General features: G+C 62.9%; 23 protein-coding genes. 12 read left to right on the top strand and 11 right to left on the bottom strand.

Going from position 1 to position 20,469, the window contains the following annotated elements:
* Positions 1–21 precede the first annotated feature (21 nt).
* Positions 22–1,224, top strand: a complete 1,203-nt coding sequence (locus F7R90_RS15795; RefSeq protein WP_192498338.1) for an outer membrane protein assembly factor BamB family protein — start codon at positions 22–24, stop codon at positions 1,222–1,224.
* Positions 1,225–1,245: 21 nt separating this feature from the next.
* Here the strand turns inward: F7R90_RS15795 and F7R90_RS15790 are convergent, their stop codons facing one another.
* Positions 1,246–1,440 carry a hypothetical protein gene (locus F7R90_RS15790; protein WP_158058365.1) on the bottom strand — a complete coding sequence of 65 codons (195 nt, stop codon included), beginning with the start codon at positions 1,438–1,440 and terminating at the stop codon, positions 1,246–1,248.
* 247 nt (positions 1,441–1,687) lie between these two features.
* On the opposite strand from F7R90_RS15790, the gene F7R90_RS15785 reads away from it, so the two are divergent.
* Positions 1,688–2,926 (top strand): aminotransferase class V-fold PLP-dependent enzyme, encoded by a 1,239-nt coding sequence (locus F7R90_RS15785; protein ID WP_368408564.1) that lies wholly within the window; start codon positions 1,688–1,690, stop codon positions 2,924–2,926.
* A 69-nt stretch (positions 2,927–2,995) separates the two neighbouring features.
* Here F7R90_RS15785 and F7R90_RS15780 read toward each other — a convergent pair whose 3' ends face one another.
* Entirely contained in the window at positions 2,996–3,721 is a 726-nt protein-coding gene (locus tag F7R90_RS15780; RefSeq protein WP_158058363.1) for a DUF2270 domain-containing protein, read from the bottom strand.
* A 104-nt stretch (positions 3,722–3,825) separates the two neighbouring features.
* Here F7R90_RS15780 and F7R90_RS15775 point away from each other — a divergent pair, with 104 nt between their 5' ends.
* The 3 genes from F7R90_RS15775 (at position 3,826) to F7R90_RS15765 (ending at position 6,996) form a co-directional block, all read left to right on the top strand.
* Positions 3,826–4,452: an HD domain-containing protein gene (locus tag F7R90_RS15775; protein ID WP_158058362.1), complete on the top strand. Its 627-nt coding sequence runs from the start codon at positions 3,826–3,828 to the stop codon at positions 4,450–4,452.
* A gap of 236 nt (positions 4,453–4,688) precedes the next feature.
* Positions 4,689–5,537, top strand: coding sequence for a winged helix-turn-helix domain-containing protein (locus F7R90_RS15770; protein ID WP_158058361.1), 849 nt, complete (start codon positions 4,689–4,691; stop codon positions 5,535–5,537).
* Positions 5,538–5,631: 94 nt separating this feature from the next.
* On the top strand, positions 5,632–6,996 hold the full coding sequence (locus F7R90_RS15765) for an MFS transporter (protein ID WP_158058360.1): 1,365 nt from the start codon (positions 5,632–5,634) through the stop codon (positions 6,994–6,996).
* On the opposite strand, the gene F7R90_RS15760 is transcribed toward F7R90_RS15765, so the two are convergent.
* Positions 6,993–8,537 carry an LVIVD repeat-containing protein gene (locus F7R90_RS15760; protein ID WP_158058359.1) on the bottom strand — a complete coding sequence of 515 codons (1,545 nt, stop codon included), beginning with the start codon at positions 8,535–8,537 and terminating at the stop codon, positions 6,993–6,995. The two genes, F7R90_RS15765 and F7R90_RS15760, sit on opposite strands and share 4 nt — an antisense overlap.
* A 197-nt stretch (positions 8,538–8,734) precedes the next feature.
* Between F7R90_RS15760 and F7R90_RS15755 the strand changes: the two genes are divergently transcribed.
* Both F7R90_RS15755 and sufU read left to right on the top strand, forming a co-directional pair.
* On the top strand, positions 8,735–9,178 hold the full coding sequence (locus F7R90_RS15755; RefSeq protein WP_158058358.1) for a hypothetical protein: 444 nt from the start codon (positions 8,735–8,737) through the stop codon (positions 9,176–9,178).
* Between the two features lie 329 nt (positions 9,179–9,507).
* A complete protein-coding gene (sufU, locus tag F7R90_RS15750; protein WP_158058357.1) occupies positions 9,508–9,933 on the top strand; it encodes a Fe-S cluster assembly sulfur transfer protein SufU in 426 nt (141 codons plus the stop codon).
* 143 nt (positions 9,934–10,076) lie between these two features.
* Here the strand turns inward: sufU and F7R90_RS15745 are convergent, their stop codons facing one another.
* The 5 genes from F7R90_RS15745 to radA form a co-directional block, all read right to left on the bottom strand.
* Positions 10,077–10,715 carry a DUF1641 domain-containing protein gene (locus tag F7R90_RS15745; protein WP_158058356.1) on the bottom strand — a complete coding sequence of 213 codons (639 nt, stop codon included), beginning with the start codon at positions 10,713–10,715 and terminating at the stop codon, positions 10,077–10,079.
* Between the two features lie 10 nt (positions 10,716–10,725).
* Positions 10,726–11,871, bottom strand: coding sequence for an NAD(P)/FAD-dependent oxidoreductase (locus F7R90_RS15740; protein ID WP_158058355.1), 1,146 nt, complete (start codon positions 11,869–11,871; stop codon positions 10,726–10,728).
* Positions 11,864–12,109, bottom strand: coding sequence for a sulfurtransferase TusA family protein (locus tag F7R90_RS15735; RefSeq protein WP_158058354.1), 246 nt, complete (start codon positions 12,107–12,109; stop codon positions 11,864–11,866). The genes F7R90_RS15740 and F7R90_RS15735 overlap by 8 nt, the downstream gene beginning before the upstream one ends.
* A gap of 232 nt (positions 12,110–12,341) precedes the next feature.
* Entirely contained in the window at positions 12,342–12,626 is a 285-nt protein-coding gene (locus F7R90_RS15730) for a translation initiation factor eIF-1A (protein WP_158058353.1), read from the bottom strand.
* A gap of 128 nt (positions 12,627–12,754) precedes the next feature.
* Positions 12,755–13,786: a DNA repair and recombination protein RadA gene (gene radA, locus F7R90_RS15725; protein WP_158058352.1), complete on the bottom strand. Its 1,032-nt coding sequence runs from the start codon at positions 13,784–13,786 to the stop codon at positions 12,755–12,757.
* 203 nt (positions 13,787–13,989) lie between these two features.
* Between radA and F7R90_RS15720 the strand changes: the two genes are divergently transcribed.
* Positions 13,990–15,078 carry an ATP-binding protein gene (locus F7R90_RS15720; protein WP_158058351.1) on the top strand — a complete coding sequence of 363 codons (1,089 nt, stop codon included), beginning with the start codon at positions 13,990–13,992 and terminating at the stop codon, positions 15,076–15,078.
* 21 nt (positions 15,079–15,099) lie between these two features.
* Here F7R90_RS15720 and pspAB read toward each other — a convergent pair whose 3' ends face one another.
* Positions 15,100–15,744 (bottom strand): PspA-associated protein PspAB, encoded by a 645-nt coding sequence (gene pspAB, locus F7R90_RS15715; RefSeq protein WP_158058350.1) that lies wholly within the window; start codon positions 15,742–15,744, stop codon positions 15,100–15,102.
* A 131-nt stretch (positions 15,745–15,875) separates the two neighbouring features.
* On the opposite strand from pspAB, the gene F7R90_RS15710 reads away from it, so the two are divergent.
* Both F7R90_RS15710 and F7R90_RS15705 read left to right on the top strand, forming a co-directional pair.
* A complete protein-coding gene (locus tag F7R90_RS15710) occupies positions 15,876–16,415 on the top strand; it encodes a DsrE family protein (protein ID WP_158058349.1) in 540 nt (179 codons plus the stop codon).
* 63 nt (positions 16,416–16,478) lie between these two features.
* Entirely contained in the window at positions 16,479–16,820 is a 342-nt protein-coding gene (locus F7R90_RS15705; RefSeq protein WP_158058348.1) for a DsrE family protein, read from the top strand.
* A 35-nt stretch (positions 16,821–16,855) separates the two neighbouring features.
* Here the strand turns inward: F7R90_RS15705 and F7R90_RS15700 are convergent, their stop codons facing one another.
* Both F7R90_RS15700 and htpX read right to left on the bottom strand, forming a co-directional pair.
* On the bottom strand, positions 16,856–17,740 hold the full coding sequence (locus F7R90_RS15700) for a twin-arginine translocation signal domain-containing protein (RefSeq protein ID WP_158058347.1): 885 nt from the start codon (positions 17,738–17,740) through the stop codon (positions 16,856–16,858).
* 39 nt (positions 17,741–17,779) lie between these two features.
* Complete coding sequence (gene htpX / locus F7R90_RS15695; protein WP_158058346.1) at positions 17,780–18,652, bottom strand: zinc metalloprotease HtpX; 873 nt, start codon at positions 18,650–18,652, stop codon at positions 17,780–17,782.
* A gap of 126 nt (positions 18,653–18,778) precedes the next feature.
* On the opposite strand from htpX, the gene F7R90_RS15690 reads away from it, so the two are divergent.
* Both F7R90_RS15690 and F7R90_RS15685 read left to right on the top strand, forming a co-directional pair.
* The gene (locus tag F7R90_RS15690) at positions 18,779–19,528 is read left to right on the top strand and encodes a CPBP family intramembrane glutamic endopeptidase (RefSeq protein WP_158058345.1); all 750 of its coding nucleotides are present in this window, start codon (positions 18,779–18,781) and stop codon (positions 19,526–19,528) included.
* A 50-nt stretch (positions 19,529–19,578) separates the two neighbouring features.
* Positions 19,579–20,463 (top strand): NAD-dependent epimerase/dehydratase family protein, encoded by an 885-nt coding sequence (locus F7R90_RS15685; RefSeq protein ID WP_158058344.1) that lies wholly within the window; start codon positions 19,579–19,581, stop codon positions 20,461–20,463.
* Positions 20,464–20,469: the final 6 nt, after the last annotated feature.

Here is a 20,469-nt window from a genome sequence, read left to right as displayed (position 1 = left end):
CCAGTGTCGTCTTTGTCGAAAATGCCTCCGTCGAGACGCCGCCTGCTCCGTAGCAGTCTCTCAGCGGGACTCGCGAGTATCGCTGGCTGTGTCGCCGGATTCGGGAACCAGACAGAGTGTCAGACTGGGCGGACGCGCCACGAGTCGGACGTTTCCCTCCCCGCGACGGCGGCGTGGCCGACGTACCAGTACGACGCCGGGAACTCCGGCTACAATCCCGAAGCAACCGGCCCGCAGGAAGACGCGTCCGTCGCGTGGCGCTACAGTGCTTGCACGGAAGCCGGAGCCGGTGTCGTCGTCAGCAGTGGCAGGGCCTTCGCCGGGAAGTTGGCTGTCGATGGCGAAACCGGCACCGCGAACGAGGGCAACTGGAGCGGCCACATGAGTACGCCAGCGGTCGATGACAATATGCTGTTCGTGGGCACGTCCGACCTCGAAGCGAAGAACGTAGAGACCGGGTCGGACGCGTGGACGTTTCAAACCGACGAGGACGCCGGAGCGCTCCCCTCGCCCACGGTCGCGGGTGGCACCGTGTACGTTCCCGGCGCGATTGACGACCCGACGATATACGCCGTCGATGCGGCCGATGGCTCCGAAAAGTGGCGATTTCAGACGACCGCGGACGTTCGAGTCCCCGTCGCGTTCAGTGATGGTGATACCGGTATCGTGTTCGCGCTCGACGAATCGCCCACGCTGTTCGCGCTGGACGGGAAGAGCGGCGAGGAGTTGTGGACACGCTCTCTCGACCGTTCAGACCCGGGGATTGCACCAACCGTCATCGAGGGACGCCTCTACGTCGGGTCGGCGGACGGCGGCGTCTACGCCATCGACCCGAACAGCGGCGAGACCGTCTGGCGACAGCAGGACGGTATTGGCGGGGCAGTTGCCGGTGGAGCAGGCACCCTATTCGTCGCCGGTCGGGACGCGATTGGCGCACTCGACGCCGCGGATGGCAGTGTACAGTGGCAGACATCGACGGGCGATTTGAAGCCGGGACCACCGGCCGTCACGAACGATGCCGTGTACGTCGGCGACACCTCCCGAACGGGTGACGGCGCTGTCGTCGCATTCGACGCCACGAGCGGTGAGGAACGCTGGCGAGTGCAGACGCGCCAAGTCCTCTTCGGGGATTACACGCGGGCCGGAATCAACCACGGTCCGGCCGTGGTGGACGGCGTCGTCTACGTTGCGACGGCCCCCGGCGACCTGTACGCAATCACGTGATTCGAATCCGATGGCGCAATCTCACTCATCGCCTCCACTCTCACCGAGCGCTGGCAGGTTGACGACGACCAGACTCAACAGCGATATTCCAGCCAATCCGGCACCGACTTGCGCGAGTCCAGTGCCGAACGCGACGGCCGCGACTGCGTGGAACGCGCCGACGAACGCCAAGCCGAGGAGGAGCAGACTCGCACCGAGTCGCCGTTTCGAGACCATACCAGTTGGAGGGACCGGAGCGTCTTAACCGCGTTCCCCGTTCGCGCTGTTCTGCTCTGCTCTGCTTTGCTTTGCTTTGCTTTGCTTTGCTTTGCTTTGCTTTGCTTCGATTCACGCTCTCGCCCGGACAACGAGTTCCAGTTTCGTCACCGCCGGTCCAGCTAAAACGTAACCATTCGTGGTTTCGAGCAGAGCGTCGGGACCGAAGGAAAGTTCATCCTCGAAGCCGTAGACGTGCCTAATGGGAATTCAGAAGTCAGACGCGCTCGACGTAGAGCGCATCCGGGAGGACTTCCCGATACTACAGCGGGAGTTCGACGGCCAACAGGTCGTCTACCTCGACAACGCCGCGACGACCCAGACGCCAAAGCAGGTCGTCGAAGCCATCTCGGAGTACTACTACGAGTACAACGCGAACGTCCACCGAGGTATCCACCAGTTGAGCCAAGAGGCGTCCATCGCCTACGAGGAGGCCCACGACACAGTGGCCGACTTCGTCGGTGCCGACGGCCGAGAGGAGATGGTGTTCACGAAGAACACCACAGAAGCGGAGAATCTGGTCGCCTACTCGTGGGGCCTGAACGAACTCGGCCCCGAGGACGAAATCGTCCTCACGGAGATGGAACACCACGCCTCGCTGGTCACGTGGCAACAGGTCGGCAAGAAGACCGGCGCCGAGGTCAAGTACATCCCGATTACGGAGGACGGCTACCTCGACATGGAAGCGGCCGCCGAACTCATCACCGACGACACCGAGATGGTCAGCGCAGTCCACGTCTCGAACTCGCTGGGCACTGTCAACCCCATCTCGGAACTCGCCGACATCGCCCACGACCACGACGCACTCATCTTCGGCGACGGCGCGCAGGCGGTGCCGAACCGGCCGGTGGACGTGAAGGACCTCGATGTGGACTTCTACGCCTTCTCGGGCCACAAGATGGCCGGACCGACCGGCATTGGCGGTCTCTACGGCAAGGAGGAGATTCTCGAAGACATGGAGCCGTACCTCTACGGCGGCGACATGATTCGGAAGGTCACCTACGAGGAATCGACGTGGAACGACCTGCCGTGGAAGTTCGAGGCAGGCACCCCGTCTATCGCGCAGGGCATCGCCTTCGCCGAGGCCGTCGAGTACCTCGAAGACATCGGCATGGAGAACGTCCAACGCCACGAGGAACGGTTAGCCGGGTACGCCCTCGAACAACTGAGCGAACTGGGAGACATCGACATCTACGGGCCGATGAACCACCGGGACCGCGGCGGACTCGTCGCGTTCAATTTGGAGGGGGTCCACGCGCACGACCTCGCGTCCATCATGAACGACTCGGCGGTGGCGATTCGCGCGGGCGACCACTGTACGCAGCCACTGCACGACAAACTGGGCGTGGCGGCCTCTGCGCGTGCGTCGTTCTACATCTACAACACTACAGAGGAAATCGACAAGTTGGTCGAGGCTATCGACGACGCTCGCGAACTGTTCGCATAGACTGCGCCCTCGTCGCCTCTCGTTTCGCGTTCGACACGCTCTCTGTTGCCGTCGTTCGAGACGGCGCGTTCACTTTTCGGTCGAATCCTTCCACGCGCCCGGTTCTCCTTCGCGGAACTCGCCCTTCGCACGACGCTTTCGGGGCCAGAACGCGACGACGACCAGGAGCGCGTAGAAGATTCCGACGCCAGCCACGACGGCGACTCCCGGAAGGTAGGCCACTCTGGCGGCTTCGATCCACGTGCGTCCGGCCGGGGTAAACGCCGTAATTCGAAAGCCCCACGCGACGAGCAGCACGCCGAGCAGCGCGAGGTAGACGCGTCGAAGGCGGTTCGCGAGCGCTTCCTGCGAGGAGACCTTGAGCGCCGGGACGCGCAGGTCTCTGGCCAGTTCGACGCGCCAGTCGCGATGTTCGACATCTCGCGAGGGGTCGAGGGCGTTCGCAAACAAGTTCTCCTGGAGCAGTCGAACGCGCGAACGAAAGACGTCGTAGTCGCGGTACCGACGCGCTTCGATGCCGAGAAAGGCCGATACCACGACGATACCGACGAGCAAGATGTAATGGGGATTGTCGGCGCTCGAAAACGCCCACGTTAAGATCGCGGCCATCACCGTCACGGCCCACGTCGTCGTCTGGTCGAGTCGCTGACGCCACGTCGTCGCTCGACTCATCTCCCCGCGATAGAAGTGCGCCATCACCGACCCGAGTCCGGTGCTCTCGTCGACCATCTCTCGTCCTATCTGGCGCTGCTCGGGCTCCTCAGGGTCGAAATCGTCGTCGTCTCGGTCGGCCATGGAGCGGTTACACCGCCTCCGTACATAAGCGAGGACGTGGCGGGGAGCGACGCGCTGGTTCGACCTTCGACACGCTTTTGACACGTTTTGCACTCCTCACTCGTATGCAAGACGAAGTGCGCGAGCGGGCACGGTCCTACTTCGGAGGCGTCAACCCCTCCCACGATTGGCACCACGTCCAGCGAGTCGCGCGACTGGCCGAGACGCTCGCCGAGCAGTACGACCCAGACGAGCGCGTCCTGTTCGCGGCGGTCTGGCTCCATGACGTGGGACGTGCGAAGGAGGACGACGGCGAAATCGAAGACCACGCCGAGTGGGGTGCGAAGGAGGCCGCAGACATTCTCGCGGACCTCGACGCCGACCCCGAGACCATCGAGGCGGTCCAGCACTGTATCCGAGCGCATCGCTACTCGAACGACGTGGAACCCCAGTCGCGGGAGGCCGAAATCCTCTCCGACGCGGACAACCTCGACGCGCTCGGTGCGGTCGGTATCGCCCGCTGTTTCTCCTACGGCGGCGAACTCGGCCAGCGACTCCACGACCCCGACCTGCCGCCGGAGGCGGACGAGACCGCCGCCGGACAGACGCAGTTGAACCACATCGACAAGAAGATTCTCGACCTCCCCGAGCGGATGTACACCGACGCTGGCCGCGAACTCGCCGCTGAGCGGGCCGCCTACGTCACCGAGTTCGTGGAGCGATTCGAACGGGAAGTCGCGGGCGACGCCTGAACGTCGTCTCCGTTCGCCGCTCGTACGTTCTCCCTTCGGCACCGAACGACTATTATCACGCCGCGTGATTCGCAGGGTGAGATGCTCACCCAAGTCACCCCGTGGTACGATTTCCTCCTCGTCGCCGGATTCGTCGTCTCGCTTCCGGCCACGATTCTCGGTCTCTTCTACCTCTACGTCAGAGCGTTCGACGAGTAGACCACAATCTCTTCGTTCCCTGTCTCGTATTGCCTGCCATGCCCGACGCCGACGCCTTCGAAGAGCAGTCCCCCGAGCAGGCGTTCTCCTTGCTCGGCAACGAGACCCGAATCGCCATCCTCTGGGCCATCCACGAGGCCGACGAGGCGGTTCCGTTCTCGGACCTGCGCGAACGGGTCGGCGTGCGCGACAGCGGTCAGTTCAACTACCACCTCGACAAACTCGCGGGGACGTTCGTCCGGAAGACTGAATCTGGCTACGAACTGACGTTCGCCGGCTTGCGGGTCGTCGGCGCGATTCTTGCGGGGACGTACACGAAACAGGGGTCGCTCGACCCGTTCGAAATCGACTCCCGTTGCAGGGCCTGCGAGTCGCAGGTCGAGGTGCACTACAGCGAGGAGCGAGTGACGGTTCGGTGTCCGACCTGCGACGACCAACTGTCCGCGTTCGGCTTCCCACCCGGCGGGGTCGAGGGCCGAATGAACGACGAACTTAGCGAGACGTTCATCAGGTGGATGCGCGGGGTCTTCTCGCTCATGGTCGGTGGCATCTGCCCCAACTGCATGGGACCGATGACCACCGGATTCGTCACCGGGTCGGAACACGTCGCCGACGACGTCGGTGTCGAGTTCGACTGTCAGCGATGTAGCGAACGCGCCTACTCCTCGCTCGGGTCGTACGCGCTCTATCACCCCGTCGTCGTCGCGTTCCACCACGACCACGGAATAGACCTCAACGAGACGCCGTGGTGGGAGTTAGCGTGGCTTCGCAACGGTTCGCCGACCGTTCGCTCCGAGGAGCCGTGGGAAATCGAAATGACCCTCGAACTCGACGGGGACACGCTCGACATCTCGATAGACGACGAACTGACCGTGACCGCCGAATAGTGTCCATCGCTTGACCGAAATCCGTTTCGGCTAGCTCGCTCACAGAAATGTATTTCTGCGAACACCTTTTTGGTCGGGAAGCCTCCGCTCTCCCATGCAATCTGTCTTCGAGAATCGGACGTTCCGGCGACTCTTCGCCGGGCGACTCGTCACGAACGCGGGCGATAGCCTCTACTACGTCGCGGCGATGTGGCTGGTCTACGACCTCGGCGGGTCGGCGTTCTACACAGGTCTCGCTGGCGCACTGACGCTCGGCCCCCAAGCACTCCAGTTTCTGGCCGGACCGCTCGTAGACCGTTGGAAAATCAGCAGGACGCTGGTCGGCACGCAACTCCTGCAAGCCGTTCTCGTTCTGGTCGTCCCAATAGCGCACTTCACTGGTCACCTCTCGGTCGGCCTCGTGCTGGTCGTGATGCCAGTCCTCGCGCTCTGCAACCAGTTCGTCTACCCCGCCGAGACTGCGGCGCTCCCTCGCGTCGTGGAGGACGAGGAACTCGTGGACGCCAACTCCGCGTTCTCGTTCGCGTATCAGGGCGTGGACCTCGCGTTCAACGCGGCGGGCGGCGTGCTGGTCGCGGCGGTCGGTGCGGTCGCTATCTACACGCTCGACGCGGTGACGTTCGCGCTCGCCGCTGGACTGTTCGCCGTCGCGCGGATTCCGAGTAGTGGTGACGGTGACGAAGTAGAACTCGACGCCAACCCCGACACCGAAGAGGCGGAAGAACAGGCACCGCTCACCGAGTACTTCGACAAACTCCAGGAAGGTATCGACCACGTTCGCGGGACGGTACTCGTCCCGGTGATAGCGGGGTCGGTCGTCGTCAACTTCACCATCGGCGCGACGATGGCGGTCCTCCCGGCGTTCGCGGCCGAGCGGGGCGGCCCGGAGACCTACGGTCTCCTGCTCGCGGCCATCACGGGCGGGATGCTGGTCGGCGCGCTGGTCGCCTCGCCGCTCAAGCGCCGCTCGCTGTACGTGCTATCGGCCACCGGATTCGCGGTCGGTGGCGTGCTATGGTTTGCTGCGCTCGCCGTGCCCCAGACGCTCGGAACAGTCGCGCTGTTCGCGCTGGCGTGGGTTCCGGTCGGAGTGACGAACGTCGTCTTCGCTGCGTTCAAGCAGTCGGTCGTCCCCGACCACCTGCTCGGACGCGTCTCGTCGGTGGGCGTGAGCGCCGGGACTGCGGCGGCCCCACTCGGGTCGTTGTTGGGTGGCACAGTTGCGGATGCGTGGACTCCGACGCTCGTCGTCGCCGCGACGGGCCTCGGATTCCTGTTTCTGACCTTCTACTGGGTCGTCCATCCCTCGCTTCGTGGGATGCCAGCACTCAGTGACATCGACCCCGGAGACTACGGCTTGGCGCGCGAACCGGCGGGCGGGTCAGAGAGCGAATCGGCGAGCGAGTCCGTCACCGACGAAAAACCCTCAGCGAGCGACCGGCAGACCAGTGCGGATTAATCGTCTGCTCGTCGTCGGAGCGACTCCGCGAGCGCGAGACCGCCGCCGACCATGGAGGATACGACGCCGAATCCCGGCACGTCGCCCCCTGTTCCGGTGCCTGTCGTGGTTTCCACGGGGTCGGCGGTCGGTGTGTCAGCGGTGGTCTGTCCCGTCGCGTCGGCCGGGGTCTCTCTCGTCGTTCCGGTCGTCCGGGCCGTTTCGGCTGTTTCGTCGGTAGTCGTCTCAGCCGTTCCACCCGACTGGACAAACATGCCGCCCGTCCGAGCAGGTTCTGCGTTCTCTGCGGAGGGTTCCGGGAAGGTGAACAGTTTCGCGGACTCGTTCGGCTTCCGTTTCTCTTCTCGACTCAGTTGCTCGTACTTCGTCGGGTTGAGTTGGCTGGTGGCGACGAACCCGCCAGCTACGGGTTGGGCCGTCCAGAAAGAGGTCTCCGCTGGCTTCGCCCACGCATCCACTAGCATCGGTTCGGTGGGCGTACTCACGTCGTACACTCGGACGCCGCCGCTGTACCACGAGGTGTAGAGTCGGTCGCCGCGGAACGCGAAGTTGTGCGAGGTCCGGTTGACGAACGAAGACGCGTCTTCGAAGGTCGGCGGCGCGAGTCGCACGAGTCGCTCGGGCGAAGAGCGGTCGCTGACGTCCCACAGCGTGATGCCGCCCGGTCCGCCCATTCGCTCGCTCGCGTCGTCGTCCCACGCTTCGCGGCCGACTGCGAGGAGCGTTCCGTCCTCGTTCGGCGCGACGTAGTGGCTGTTCCCCGGTCGCTCCCTAATTTCGGTGAACATCTCGAAATTCGAGTCCAGAACTGTGTCGGGGTCTCGGCCGCCGAGTTGCGCTTCGGCGGTCGGGTTCGCAGGGTCGCTCACGTCGAGTAGCCACGTTCCGGCGTCCCAGTTGGCGACGTACGCCGTGTCGTCCTGCACGTACACGTCGTGACAGGTGTGGATGGAACTCTGGACCGGTCCCCACGTATCGTTCTCGTCGGTCACTGACCACCGCGCGATTTCCTCCGGGTCGTCGTCGGACACGTCCACCACGACCAGCGGTTCGTCGTCTAACCCGGTCCCGGTGAGATACGCAGTCTCTCCGTGGAGGAAGGCGTTGTGGATGCCGTGGTCGGTTTCGAAGAAGGCGACCTGTTTGGGGTTCGCGGGGTCGCTTACGTCGTAGAGGAGAAATCCGGCGAGTTCGTCGCCGAACGCTCCGTAGTTCGGCCCAGCGACGAGTAGCCTGTCGCCCGAGACTTTTACGTCGTAGATGCGTGTCAGCGGCCCGTACTCGCGGTCGCCGAGCAGGTTTCGTCGCTCTGTGAGTATCTCCGGATTATCGGGGTCGCTTACGTCCGCGACTGCGAAGCCGTCGTGCGTGGCGAGATACACTGTGGTGCCGTCGTCGCCGACCACGGCTTCGAGTGCGCCGGTCAGCGAGACGCTCGTTGGTGACATCGACTGGGCGGTCGTGCCGTTGGTGGCCAGACTCGGAGCGGCGACGAACGCCGGAGTGGCACCCACGCCACGGAGGAAGGTACGTCGATTCATCGTTCCCCAGCGGTTCGTAACCGTCGCTGTGTCGAGTTCGTGGAGGGTGATTCGGTCGAAATTGGGCGCGGAATGACCATTCTCCTCAAAACTGAACAGCGAGACGTTATAAATTTCAGTGTCGTGAAACGAGCACTCGCTCCGCGCCGTCACCGAGAACCGGCCGTATTTTGAGGTCGCCGTCTCACGGTGTAGACATGGTGAACACTCTCGCAATCGTGATGGCTGTCCACACGTTGATGGCGGTCCTCTGGACGGGCGGCTACATGGTCACTGGCATGTTGGTCATTCCCGCCGCAGAGCGCAACGGCGACCCGGCCGTCGCGTTGGACGTGCTGGATTCGCTGAAGTGGTTCGGATTCGGTGGCATCCTCTTGATGGGCGGCACTGGTGGCCTCGCGCTCGCGCAACTCTACAACAACGAACTTCCCGAGGGACTCCGCGGCACGGTCCTCATCGCCATGATGACCCTGTACGGCATCTTCGCACTCACGAGCCTCTGGGCGTGGCGCGAGACGAAGAGCGCCCGAGAAGCGAACGTCGGCGAACTCCCGACCCGACTGAAGATGGCGTTCCGCACGAACGCACTCGTCGCGACGCTCCTCGTACTCGACGCCGCGGCAATCGGCTACGCGGCCTAAATTGTGGTGCGGAGGCGGTGGCGTTACGGTCGCGGTGCGGAGGCGGTGGCGGTAAATCACCAGCGCACCCACCGCGAGTGAGGCGAGGCGCGCCACGCGCGCCTCGCCGAGCGAGCGCGTCCGAGGAACCGTCGAAGGCGCGGCGAAGCCGCGCCGTAGGCGGTGACGACGTGTCTTCCTGAGCGGATGTGAAGGAAGGCTCGGAAGACGCGGTTTGTCTTCCGGTGATTTTCATCGACGTTTTGCCAGTGGGCGGGCGCCTCGCGCCCGCCCCGCAGGAAAAGGTCGTCGGTAGCCTTTTCAACGCCACTCCCGTACGTGCTTCCAATATGACCATGGGTTCGGACATGTATCGCCAGCAGATTCTCGACCACTACAAGAACCCCCGAAACTACGGGGAACTGCCGGAGGTCACCTACTCCCACGCTGGCGAAAACCCGATGTGCGGCGACGAAATCACCGTCGATGTCAAACTCGACGACGACGAAGAGACCATCGAACACGTCGCGTTCCGCGGCGACGGCTGTGCCATCAGCCAAGCCAGTGCCAGCATGCTCTCCCAGAAGTTGCAGGGCATGAGCGTCGAGGAGATGCAGGAACTGGACCGCGACGACGTCATCGACATGCTCGGCGTCGATATCAGTCCGATGCGCGTGAAGTGTGCGGTGCTGGCCGAGAAAGTTGTCCAGGACGGTGCAGACATCTACGAGGGCGAGAAGGACCTCGACAAGACGACGACCGAAGAAGACGACTGAGGCTGTTTTTGGTCCAGATTTTGCAAGCGAGCGATTTCGCGGCCCCCGGCCGCGCAATAGCGAGCGCAGTAAAAGGTGGGCGCAGAAGGACCTCGACAAGACGACGACCGAAGAAGACGACGAGTAGACGGAGTTGTCCTGTTCTATCGCCGCGTTTCGCCCGCGTCGAACTGCCGTCCGGTAGCTCGTGCGATATCGAGCAGGAACCCGAGTCCGCGTTGCACGTCTGGGTCTCGTATCGCGCGAACCAGCCCGACCGCGCCGACGCGTTCCGGAGGGGTCTCGGAGTCGGCGGCCTCGCCGACCGCCGAGAGCATCGTCTGGAGACCTTCGACGGTGTCGGGGTCCGACGCGGTGTCGGCGACCTCGCCTAACGAACTGCCGGTGCGAGCGAGGTTCGTCACCATCTCGTCGTCCAGCGCGCCGGACAACAGTGGTAGCACGTCGGCAACTGCCGCGAGGTCGTCCAGCGTTCCGTTCGCTTGCAGTTCGACCAGTGTCTCCGCGGCGGCCGAGAGTTCGTCACCGTTCTCGCCGACTGTCTCGGCCAATCGCGTCGTCTCGTCGGTCGCCAGTCCATCGGCGGCCTCCGCGAGCGTGCTGCTCGTAGCGGCAGCGTTCGTCACCATCTCGTCGTCCGCAGCCTCGCTGACGAGTTCGCCCGCGTCGAGGAGGTCGTTGACGAGTCCGAGTCGTCGGACGAATCTGGCGACCTCTTCGGGGTTCTCCGCGATGGCCTCTTCGAGCGCACCCGAAGTTTCGAGTTCCGCTTGTTCGTTCATCTCGACCACCTCACAGCAACCCCTTGGCGGTCAGCCAGTACGATTCGTTGTACGAGAGCTTCGCCCAGTGGATGAATCGGGACGGTTCTGGCAGCGTCGGTTGCTCACCGTAGTTGAACCGGACGAACGTCGCTTCGTCCATTCCGGCCTCGATGAAGCAAACGGTCTTGCCGTCGTAGCGCGCGGTCGGTGTCCGACCGCGCACTCGGTCGGCGAGGCGGTCGGCGACGACGCCCGCTTCGAAGTGGGCGACGCTCCCCGCTTTGCTCGTCGGTACGTCGGCGGTGTCGCCGATGGCGTACACGTCCTCGGCTTCCTCGGCTTCGAGCGTGTGCTTGTCCACGGCGACCCAGCCGTCGTCCCCGAGACCGGCCTCTGCTATCAGTTCGTCGCCGCGATGGGGTGGAATAGCGACCAGCAGGTCGTAGTCCATCTCGGTGCCTTCGACCGTCGAGATGACTTTCTCGTCGGAGTCCACTGTCTCGGCGTTGAAGAACGTCTCGACGCCGATGTCGCGTTCTTCGAGTTTCGGCGTCGCCCACTCGGCGATGGCTTCCAGTCCGTGCGCCCGGCCGATGGGGTACGTGTAGGTGATGTCCACGGCTTCGCGTCGTCCGCGCTTGCGGAGCCAGTCGTCGGCCATGAGGACGAATTCGAGCGGTGCAGCCGGACACATGTGCGGCGTGCCGACGACGCTGAGGACGAGGTGGCCCTCGGTGAACTCGGCGAGTTCGTCGCGGAGTCGTTCCGCGCCGTCGGGGCCGTAGAAGTGATGGCCGCCCTCCGCGAGTCCGGGCGTCTCCTTCGGTGTGACCGTCGCTCCCGTCGCCAGCGTGAGGTAGTCGTACGAGAGCGTCGTCTGCCCGTCCTGACAGTGCAGTCGCTTCTCATCCGTGTCGATGTCAACGACACGGTCGATTCGGAGTTCGACGCGGTCGTCCAGCAGTTCCGAGAGCGGTCGCTTGGCGTCCGCGACCTCTCGCTCGCCGAAGGCGACGTAGAGGTACGTCGGTTTGTACGTGTGGTTCGGGTCGTCGGTGACGAGTGTTACAGCAACCTCGCCCGCGTCGATTTCCGTCGAGAGCGACTCCGCGAGTCGGTTCGCGAGGACGGTCCCGCCGGTTCCGCCACCGACGATGGCGATTCGTTCAGTCATGCTTCTTCACGTAGATGCTCCAGTAACCGTCTCGTTCGACGACGTCGAGGAGTTCGTGTCCGGCCTTCTCGACCCACTCGGGCACGTCGGTCGTCGAGCCGCTCTCCTCACTCTGTAGTTCGATTACGGTGCCCGGTCCGACGTTCTTGACCTTCCCGATGAGGTCCATCATCGGCCCCGGACAGGTGGCACCGCGTGCGTCTACCGTCTCGTCGGCTTGAATCTGTGAATTGGTCATCGGATTCCCTCTGTCTATCTGTTGGCAGTGAACCGTATAGTATTGCACTGTAATTCCAATATAGTGAGAATCGGCTGACGCTGCGGTAAGCTTGGCTGTCCCCGCTACGAATCGGCGGGTTCCCGGTCGATGAGGCCGACTGCCGACGCATACTAGTCACGACTCAGTTTTCGAAGCTTCTACTGCACGAGTAGTCGCGACCGTCTAACGGATACCGAAAACGGCTACAGAATCAGTTGATGTGGCCTTCGCGGCGCAGTTGGTCGGCGTCCTGCTCGGTGTAACGCCACTCAACGTTAGCCTTCTCGTCCTGCCAGTCCCACGGTTCCACGAGCACTACGTCGTCCTCGTTGATCCACGTGCGGTACTTCATTCGGCCGGGGATGCGGCCCATTCGGCTCTTGCCGTCCTCGCACTGCACGCGAACGTGGTTACCGCCGTTGTGTTCAGTTACTACTGCAAAGAGTTCGTCGTCGTTGGGCATCCGAAGATTTCGTCGCCCAGATTCTTCACTCATTACTTCCCGTAGGAGCGAGACACGGTTAAGTCATTGGATACTATCGGTAACAAGTACCACGCCGCCGTTCGGGCTTCTACCGGCTATTTTCTCGCCCTATCTCAGAAATAGAAAACGTGAAAATCGCGTTACTCGGGCTTCAGGCCGCCGTCTTCGACGCGCATGACCGCCTCGCCGTCGGCGAGGTTCGGCGCGTCCACGAGGCGGACGATGCGTTTGTCGCCCTTCGACTTGCGGAGGTACATCCGGAACGTGGACTTGTGGCCGAGGATGTTGCCACCGATAGGCTGGGTCGGGTCGCCGAAGAACGAGTCGGGGTTCGACGCGACCTGATTCGTGACGACGGTGGCGACGTTGTGGAGGTTGCCGACCTTGTCGAGGTCGTGGAGGTGCTTGTTGAGTTTCTGCTGTCGTTCCGCGAGTTCGCCACGACCGACGTACTCCGCGCGGAAGTGGGCAGTCAGCGAGTCCACGCAGAGGAGACGAACTGGGAAGTCGTCGTCTTGGGTGTCGCTGGCGAGTTCTTGGGCCTTCTCGGCCAGCAGCATCTGGTGGTTAGAGTTGAACGCCTTGGCGACGTGAATCTTGTCGAGGAAGTCCTCGACGAGTTCCTCCATCGCCTCGTCGTCGTCGGGACTCCCTTCGATTTCGCGCTCGTCCATAGCCGCTTGGAGTGCCTCGTCCGGCAGGCCGCGAACCATGTCGTCGATGCGCTCTGGGCGGAACGTGTCCTCGCTGTCCACGAAGATTGCGCTCCCGCCGAGACCACCGTGTTCGCGGGAGAGTTGGACGTTGACCGAAAGCTGGTGCGTGACCTGGGACTTACCGGCACCGAACTCGCCGTACACTTCGGTGATAGACTGCGTTTCGACGCCGCCGCCCAGCAAGTCGTCTACTTCGTCTATCTTCCAGCTCAGTTTACCGATCTTCTCGCGGCGTTCGAGGACCGCGGAGCCAGTTTCGAAGCCACCCACGTCGGCGGCCTTCCGCGCGGCCTGGATGATGTCCGCGGAGGTGGACTCACCGACGTCGGCGGTGTTGGAGAGTTCGCCGGGACTGGCTACTGCGAGGCTGGGATACGAGTCGAAACCTGCGTCTTGGAGCTTCTCGGCCGTCGCCGGGCCGACGCCCGGGAGTTCTTCGAGGTCTTCGTCTGCCATCGTATTCTTGCCTTGTGCGGCCCATCATATAAACCCACGTTAACACCAGACTGAAAGTGAAACTGGCAGACGTGGGCGCGTCGATTCGGAATTGAAACCGAGTATATATACCCGGGGAGAAGTGTATCAAAACCTATATTTTTGTCGCCGTGAATAGTCCCGATTTAAGATGCTCCTCTCACAAGGCCGACGTAGATACTTCCATGGACCGCTCTCCTGCTCCGGCTACCGAGGACGGGCCTGGCGTCGCTCCGTGGGCGGTGAGTGCCGTCGGTCTCCTACTTTCGGGTGGCGCAGTGTTGAACCTCGTCTCCGACTTGGAAACGACTCACTTTCTCGCATTCCCGATTCTCGCGTTGTTCTTCGGTCTCATATTGTCGGGCTCAGTCGTCTACGCTGGCTACTGGCTCACGACAAGTGAACTGACGCCCAACCAGGAGTGGCGGACGTTCTACTGGACGGTGGGCGGACTCGCCACGATGCTCGGTATCCAAGGGTTCACTATCGCCGTCCGATTGGCAGAGAAACACCAAGTTGGCGAAGCGGCGTTCAGCCTGCTCTTCGCGGCAGACGCTGGAGCTATCGTCGGATTCATCTCTGGCGTCCTCGTCGTTCGCCTCCGTAGTGAGACTGCGGAGGTGCGCCGTACCCGGGACGCGATGTCGTTCCTCAATCGTCTGCTCCGCCACGACATCCTCAACGACCTCGCCGTCATCCAGAGTCACGCGGCCATCCTCGAAGACCACGTAGACGAAGAAGGCGAACCGTGGCTCGACACCCTCAGCACGCAGAGCGAGGACGCGACGAAGCTAATCAAGTCCTCTCGGACGGTCACGGAGACGGTTATGGACGAGGCGGAACTACACTCCGTCGAACTCTCTCCGATGCTCGCGTCGCAACTCGACACGGTCGAACAGGCGTTCGAAGACGCGGAGTTCGACGCCGACGTGCCGTCGAACCTGACCGTCACTGCGAACGACGCGCTGTCGCGTGCGTTCGTCAACCTGCTGTCGAACGCCGTCGAGCACAACGACAAAGACGTGGCCCAAGTCTCGCTCCACGTCGAGGAGAACGACGAGACGGTGACCGTCTGCATCGCAGACAACGGGCCGGGAATTCCAGAAGAGGAGAAAGAGACGCTGTTCGAACCGGCCGAGGACGGCGACCACGGTTTCGGTCTGTTCCTCTCACAGACTCTCGTCTCTGCCTACGACGGCTGTCTCTCTGTCACCGACAACGAACCGCGCGGTACCGTCTTCGAGGTCGAACTGCCGCGACATTCGGCGAATTAGCTCTCGGCTCTCGGGACTCGTTCAGTCCCACGGATGTTCGCCCGGCGCGTCGGGCCACAGCGGATACCAGTACTCCTTGTCGCTCTCCACGTCGAGTTCGCCGTCCAAGTTGCTCTCCAGTTTGAACTCCACGCTCGAATCGCGCTCGTGGTCGCCTTTCGGCGCGAAGGGGTAGTACGCGCCGCGCCGGAACGAGTAGACCCAGTAGGCTGGCTTGCCGTCGGCGGTTCCACCGCCTCCGTTTCGATGGTTCTCCGAAGCATCGCGGAAGGCAAAAACAGCCGCCAAGAGACGCGAGCCGTACCCACGCTCCATCAGCGTGTCCGCCGCGAAGTTGAGGCTCGTCACGAGGTCCTCGAAGTCGTCGTCGCGCAGAACGACCCACGAGTAGCCGTAGTCGTCGGTGTGGCCTTCGGCTTCGGTCCCCGTCTCTTCCGCGCCGACTTCCAGAATGTCGTGCACTTCCTCGACGGCGTCGCGGAAGTCCGTGTTGTCTACCTCGGAGAAACAGAGCGCGGCCTCGCCGACGGCCGCGTAGCCCAACTCTGCTTCCATCGTGATGTAGGCGGTACTCATCCCGAAGAGGTCCTCGGGGTCCGCCTTTCGCGTCGCGTCCGCTTCCGCGCGGATGCCCAGCACCTCTCGCAGTCCGTCGAACAGTCCCATGGTCGGGTCTACGCACGCATGGATAAAAAGAGGCGGCTCCGACTGCGGTGCCTTCCGGAGTTATTTGGGTCTCCGAAAGTGGGCTTATCTGGCGCGTAATAAAGCAACCCCCAGACCAACCATGGCGTACGATGTCCCACCGTAGCCGCCGTCGGTTCTTGACGGCCGCTGGCTCTGGGGCCGTCGTCGCGCTCGCCGGTTGTGCGGGCAGCGACGGCTCTTCGGCGGCGACCGAACAGACCAGCGCACGAACTAGCACGCAGACGACCGACGAAACGACGACTGACGAGCAGACGTCGGAAGACGAGACCAGTACCACTACGAACTCAGATATGACTGTCGTACTCCACTTCAGCGGCGAGAAAGGCCAGCAGAATCACGCGGTTTCGAACGTCCAGAACCTCCTCGCGGACGAGACCACCGACACCGATGCGGTTGCTCTGGTGGCGAACGGACCGGGCGTCTCGCTGTTGACGAGCGACTCTGACCAGCCCAAAGAGGTCGAGCAACTGGCCGAAAAGGGCGTGTCGCTCCTCGCGTGTCAGAACAGCCTCGACGCGAAGGGGATGACCGAAGACGACCTGCTCTCCGGGGCCGAGACTGTCCCGGCGGGCGTCGGCGAACTGACGAAGTTACAGGCGGAGGGCTACGGCTACATCAAGATTCCCTGATCGTCGAACCGGGGTGGCCGAAACGTCCAGTATGGTTGCCCACGATGCACTGTGAGGGAAACCATGGACGCGCTACTACACTTCAGCGGGGGCGAAGGCGAACAGGCACACGCGATTGCGAACGTCGAAAATTTGCTCGAAGACGACTCCACGACGGTCGAGAGCGTCGTCTTCGTGGCGAACGGCGACGGCGTGTACTTACTGACCGAGGACGAGACCACGAAGCGAGACGAAATCGTGGCGTTAGTCGAGAAAGGCGTCTCGTTCCGGGCCTGTCGAAACAGTCTCGGTCTCCGGGACCTCACGCCGGAGGACGTACTGGAAGGCGTCGAGACGGTGCCCGCGGGCGTGGGAGAACTAGTGAAACGGGAAGACGAGGGATACAACTACGTCAAGACGCCGTGAGGCCTCTTTTTGGAGAGTACTCGACCGGTGGCCTGTTAGGGCGGGTAACTGGAGACGTGTAGGGTTGCTCTCCAGACGTCGTTCTCGTATTTGAGATGGTTCCCTGTCGTCTCGGAGGGAATCTTCCCGCCCCAGATGCGACTGAGGAGCGCACGGTAGTCCTCCGAGAGTTGTTTTCGTTCCCGATAGTCGTTTCTCCGGGCTTGCCGCAGAATCCCTCGCTGTTTCTCCGACATTTTCGAGCGGTCGAACTGGACAGTGACGACTTCCTCGTAGACGTACTCGCGGAACGCCGTCTCGGTGTCGGCGACCTTCTCGGTCGTGTGGGTGTACTCCGTTTCGATGAGGCGGTACTGACCCACGACGAGACGGAAAACTTGGCCGTCGTAGCTCACGAACTCGTGTTCTGGTTCGGGAAGCAGGTCGCTCGAATCCGGGTCGGAGTCGTGGAAGACGTAGTAGTCCTCAGATGTCGCGTCGTCTTTCTTCGCGTACTCGATAGCTTGCCTCACGGCCGGGCCATTCTCGAACTCTACGAAATCCACTGCACGTCGCTCGGCGCTCTCGCTCGTGACGACTTCGCCACGAAGTGTCGTCCGCTGGTGGGTCTTCTGCCCAGTTTCTTCGACGTGTATTCGATAGAACTCGCCGCCTTTCTCCACCGCCGTCGGGACGTACTTGAACGGCCTGTGCCCGTAGGTTCGGTGCTTTCCGTCGAGCGCGCTCAGGAAGACGTCGAGCATCTCGTCGGTCAGGTCTCCGGTGTTCGCGGCGAACTCGACTCGATATCCGTCCGGCGAGATGTGGTGCAATTCGAGCGCGTAGGGTGTTCCACCGGCTTCCGAACCGAATCCTGCACAGCCTGCAAATCCGCTAGCGAGCGCGGTGCCCGCGCTCCCGACGAACTGCCGTCTGTTCACGGCTCTGTTAGCTCGCAGAAAAGTCCAAAAACCTTCCGCTCAGGCCGATTCCATCTCGCGCTCCATGTCGCGGAGTCGCTCGATGCGGGCCTCGGTACTCGGGTGCGTGCTGAACACCTTGCCGATGAAGTCGCCCTTCAGCGGGATGATGAAGAACGCGTTCATCTCCGACTGCTCGCGGAGGTCTTTCTTCGGTACCTTGTCCATCCGGCCGTCGATGGTCATCAGCGCAGACGCCAGCGCGGCAGGTTTGCCGGTGATGCTGGCTCCGCCGCGGTCCGCGGCGAACTCACGGTAGCGCGAGAGCGCGCGGATGAGCAGGAAGCTGATAATCCAGACGACGAGCGAGGCGAGGATGGCGACCCAGACCTGCGGACTGTCGTCGTCGCCGCCGCCGAACCACCAACCCCAGCGCACGACGAGGAACGCGATGGTCGAGAGGAACGACGCGATGGTCATCACCATCACGTCGCGGTTCTTGACGTGCGCGAGTTCGTGGGCCAGCACGCCCTCTAACTCCTCGTTGTCGAGCGTGTTGAGCAGGCCAGTCGTCACGCAGACGGCCGAACTCTTCTGAGAGCGTCCCGTAGCGAACGCGTTCGGGACGCGGCTCTGCGACACTGCGACCGTCGGTTTCGGGAGGTCTGCCTGCTGGCTCAGTCGGCCGACCATCCGGTGGAGTTCGGGGTACTCGTCTTCTTCGACTTCATGTGCCCCCATGCTCCACAGCGTAATCCTGTCGCTGAAGAAGAACTGGGCGAGCGAGAAGCCACCCAGTATCAGGAGGACGAAGAAGATACCGACGTTGAAGAACTCGGTCAGGACACCGACGAACACGATGTACAGCGCGAACAGCAGGAACATCGTCAGTCCCATGCGTGCCCGCAGACCCCAGTCTGACTTCCATTTCATACCGCCCCCTAGGATTTCACACCGTTTAAACGTTCAGTCAAGAGGGGCGATTTCGGGGCGTCGTTCTCGCCATCCGATTCGAATCGCTACGAACGTATTTGTTTCTGCGTGTTGTCATCCACTGTGATGTCCCACACCACCGCCAGTCCACTTCGCCGTGTCGGGATCGCTACCGGTCTCTCACTGCTCGGGATCCTCTTCGGAATCTTGCTGTCTATTCCCGCGATTCTCGTACAGATGAACGTCCTCACGCAGTTCGTCGCCGCGTTCGTCCTCTCGGAATTGGGCTTCGTCGCGGCCGCGCTCGTGTTTCTCCGGTTGACCGACCGCGAATTCGAGTACCTCAACGTTCGGATGCCGACCCTTCGCGCAGTCGGATTCGTCGTCGGCGGCACCGTCGCGCTGTTCGTCTTCCGACTGGTCGCCATCCTCGCAGCGCAAGCGCTCGGCCTGCCACTCGCTGGCAACTCCGTCACACAACTCGCGGAGGAGGGCCTTCTCGAAACCTTGCTCGTTCTCGTCCCTCTCTCTATCCTCGTCGTCGGCCCCGCCGAGGAGATACTCTTCCGCGGCGTCATCCAACGCTACCTCGGCGAGACGTTCTCGGAAGTCACTGCCATTCTCGTCGCCAGCGTCCTCTTCGCGCTCGTCCACTTCCCGACGATGTACATCGCCACACCGGACCTCTTCGCCGTGGGCGTGACGATGGTCATCCTCTTCGGTCTCTCGATTCTGCTGGGCTACCTCTACGTCTGGACGGAAAATCTCGTCGTGCCGATTCTCGTCCACGGCTTGTACGACGCGCTGTTGTTCGCACTGGCCTACATCGCGCTCTCGCAGGGACTCGTCGAGTCGATGGCGGTCGCGGGATTCTGACGAATTCCGGGACACCTAGTCTTTACTCGCGGTCCGCCGATAGTACCGCCATGGAAACCGTCGTCGTCACGGGCGGACTCGGACGCTCCGGCCGCTGGATAGCCGACTACCTCGCGCGCGAGAATTTCGTCGTCTGCATCGACCAGACGCATCCGGGGTGGGAAATCGACGCCCACGAGAACGTGGACTTTCGCGCCGCCGACCTGACTGACCGCGGGCAGGCACTCGACTTGCTCGCGGAACTCGACCCTGACGCGGTCGTTCACTGGGCCGCCCTGCCGTCGCCGACGCGCCACGCCGGAGGGCGGGTGTTCGAGACGAACGTCACGGCGACCTACAACGTTCTCGTGGGTGCTGGCCGCGCAGACGCCCGAATCGCGTGGGCGTCGAGCGAGAGCGCCTACGGGTTCCCCTTCGCCGACGAGAAGCGACTGCCCGACAGACTGCCGATTCGGGAGGCGACCGACCTGCGGCCCGAGGACCCCTACGGCACCTCGAAAGTCGTCGGCGAGGAAGTTGCGAAGATGGTCACGCGGAAGTACGACGTTCCGGTCGCCTCGATTCGCCCCTCGTGGATTCAGTACCCCGGCGAGTACAACTGCCTCGACGCCCGCGAGGACCTCGAAGCGGGGGCTGGCAACTTCTGGTCCTACGTGGACGTGCGCGACGTAGCGAGCATCGTGGCTGCCAGTTTAGCGGCCGACTTCGACGGTCACGAACCGTTCCACGCCGCGGCGGCCGAGAACTATCTGGAGATGCCCATCGAGGAGGCGTTGCAGGAGGTCTTCGGGGAGTTGCCCGCTGACTGCAACGTCTCGGGCGACGACGGAGCATTGTCGGTGGCGAAAGCGCGGGAGGTGCTGGACTGGGAACCTGACCATTCGTGGCACGAGGCTGGTGACGAGGAGGTTGAGGGGCCGGAGTTGGTGAGGTAGCGGGAT

Source organism: Halorussus halophilus (genome assembly GCF_008831545.1).
GTDB lineage: Archaea > Halobacteriota > Halobacteria > Halobacteriales > Haladaptataceae > Halorussus > Halorussus halophilus.
Note: the sequence above shows the minus strand (reverse complement) of the source record. Positions and strands in the feature narration are given on the sequence as shown.

Bases quoted from the DNA above. Each gene is read 5' to 3' on its own strand.
- F7R90_RS15795 (WP_192498338.1), top strand. From the start codon at position 22: ATGCCTCCGTCGAGACGCCGCCTGCTCCGTAGCAGTCTCTCAGCGGGA.
- F7R90_RS15790 (WP_158058365.1), bottom strand. From the start codon at position 1,440: ATGGTCTCGAAACGGCGACTCGGTGCGAGTCTGCTCCTCCTCGGCTTG.
- F7R90_RS15780 (WP_158058363.1), bottom strand. From the start codon at position 3,721: ATGGCCGACCGAGACGACGACGATTTCGACCCTGAGGAGCCCGAGCAG.
- F7R90_RS15775 (WP_158058362.1), top strand. From the start codon at position 3,826: ATGCAAGACGAAGTGCGCGAGCGGGCACGGTCCTACTTCGGAGGCGTC.
- F7R90_RS15770 (WP_158058361.1), top strand. From the start codon at position 4,689: ATGCCCGACGCCGACGCCTTCGAAGAGCAGTCCCCCGAGCAGGCGTTC.
- F7R90_RS15765 (WP_158058360.1), top strand. From the start codon at position 5,632: ATGCAATCTGTCTTCGAGAATCGGACGTTCCGGCGACTCTTCGCCGGG.
- F7R90_RS15760 (WP_158058359.1), bottom strand. From the start codon at position 8,537: ATGAATCGACGTACCTTCCTCCGTGGCGTGGGTGCCACTCCGGCGTTC.
- F7R90_RS15755 (WP_158058358.1), top strand. From the start codon at position 8,735: ATGGTGAACACTCTCGCAATCGTGATGGCTGTCCACACGTTGATGGCG.
- sufU (WP_158058357.1), top strand. From the start codon at position 9,508: ATGACCATGGGTTCGGACATGTATCGCCAGCAGATTCTCGACCACTAC.
- F7R90_RS15745 (WP_158058356.1), bottom strand. From the start codon at position 10,715: ATGAACGAACAAGCGGAACTCGAAACTTCGGGTGCGCTCGAAGAGGCC.
- F7R90_RS15740 (WP_158058355.1), bottom strand. From the start codon at position 11,871: ATGACTGAACGAATCGCCATCGTCGGTGGCGGAACCGGCGGGACCGTC.
- F7R90_RS15735 (WP_158058354.1), bottom strand. From the start codon at position 12,109: ATGACCAATTCACAGATTCAAGCCGACGAGACGGTAGACGCACGCGGT.
- F7R90_RS15730 (WP_158058353.1), bottom strand. From the start codon at position 12,626: ATGAGTGAAGAATCTGGGCGACGAAATCTTCGGATGCCCAACGACGAC.
- radA (WP_158058352.1), bottom strand. From the start codon at position 13,786: ATGGCAGACGAAGACCTCGAAGAACTCCCGGGCGTCGGCCCGGCGACG.
- F7R90_RS15720 (WP_158058351.1), top strand. From the start codon at position 13,990: ATGGACCGCTCTCCTGCTCCGGCTACCGAGGACGGGCCTGGCGTCGCT.
- pspAB (WP_158058350.1), bottom strand. From the start codon at position 15,744: ATGGGACTGTTCGACGGACTGCGAGAGGTGCTGGGCATCCGCGCGGAA.
- F7R90_RS15710 (WP_158058349.1), top strand. From the start codon at position 15,876: ATGTCCCACCGTAGCCGCCGTCGGTTCTTGACGGCCGCTGGCTCTGGG.
- F7R90_RS15705 (WP_158058348.1), top strand. From the start codon at position 16,479: ATGGACGCGCTACTACACTTCAGCGGGGGCGAAGGCGAACAGGCACAC.
- htpX (WP_158058346.1), bottom strand. From the start codon at position 18,652: ATGAAATGGAAGTCAGACTGGGGTCTGCGGGCACGCATGGGACTGACG.
- F7R90_RS15690 (WP_158058345.1), top strand. From the start codon at position 18,779: ATGTCCCACACCACCGCCAGTCCACTTCGCCGTGTCGGGATCGCTACC.
- F7R90_RS15685 (WP_158058344.1), top strand. From the start codon at position 19,579: ATGGAAACCGTCGTCGTCACGGGCGGACTCGGACGCTCCGGCCGCTGG.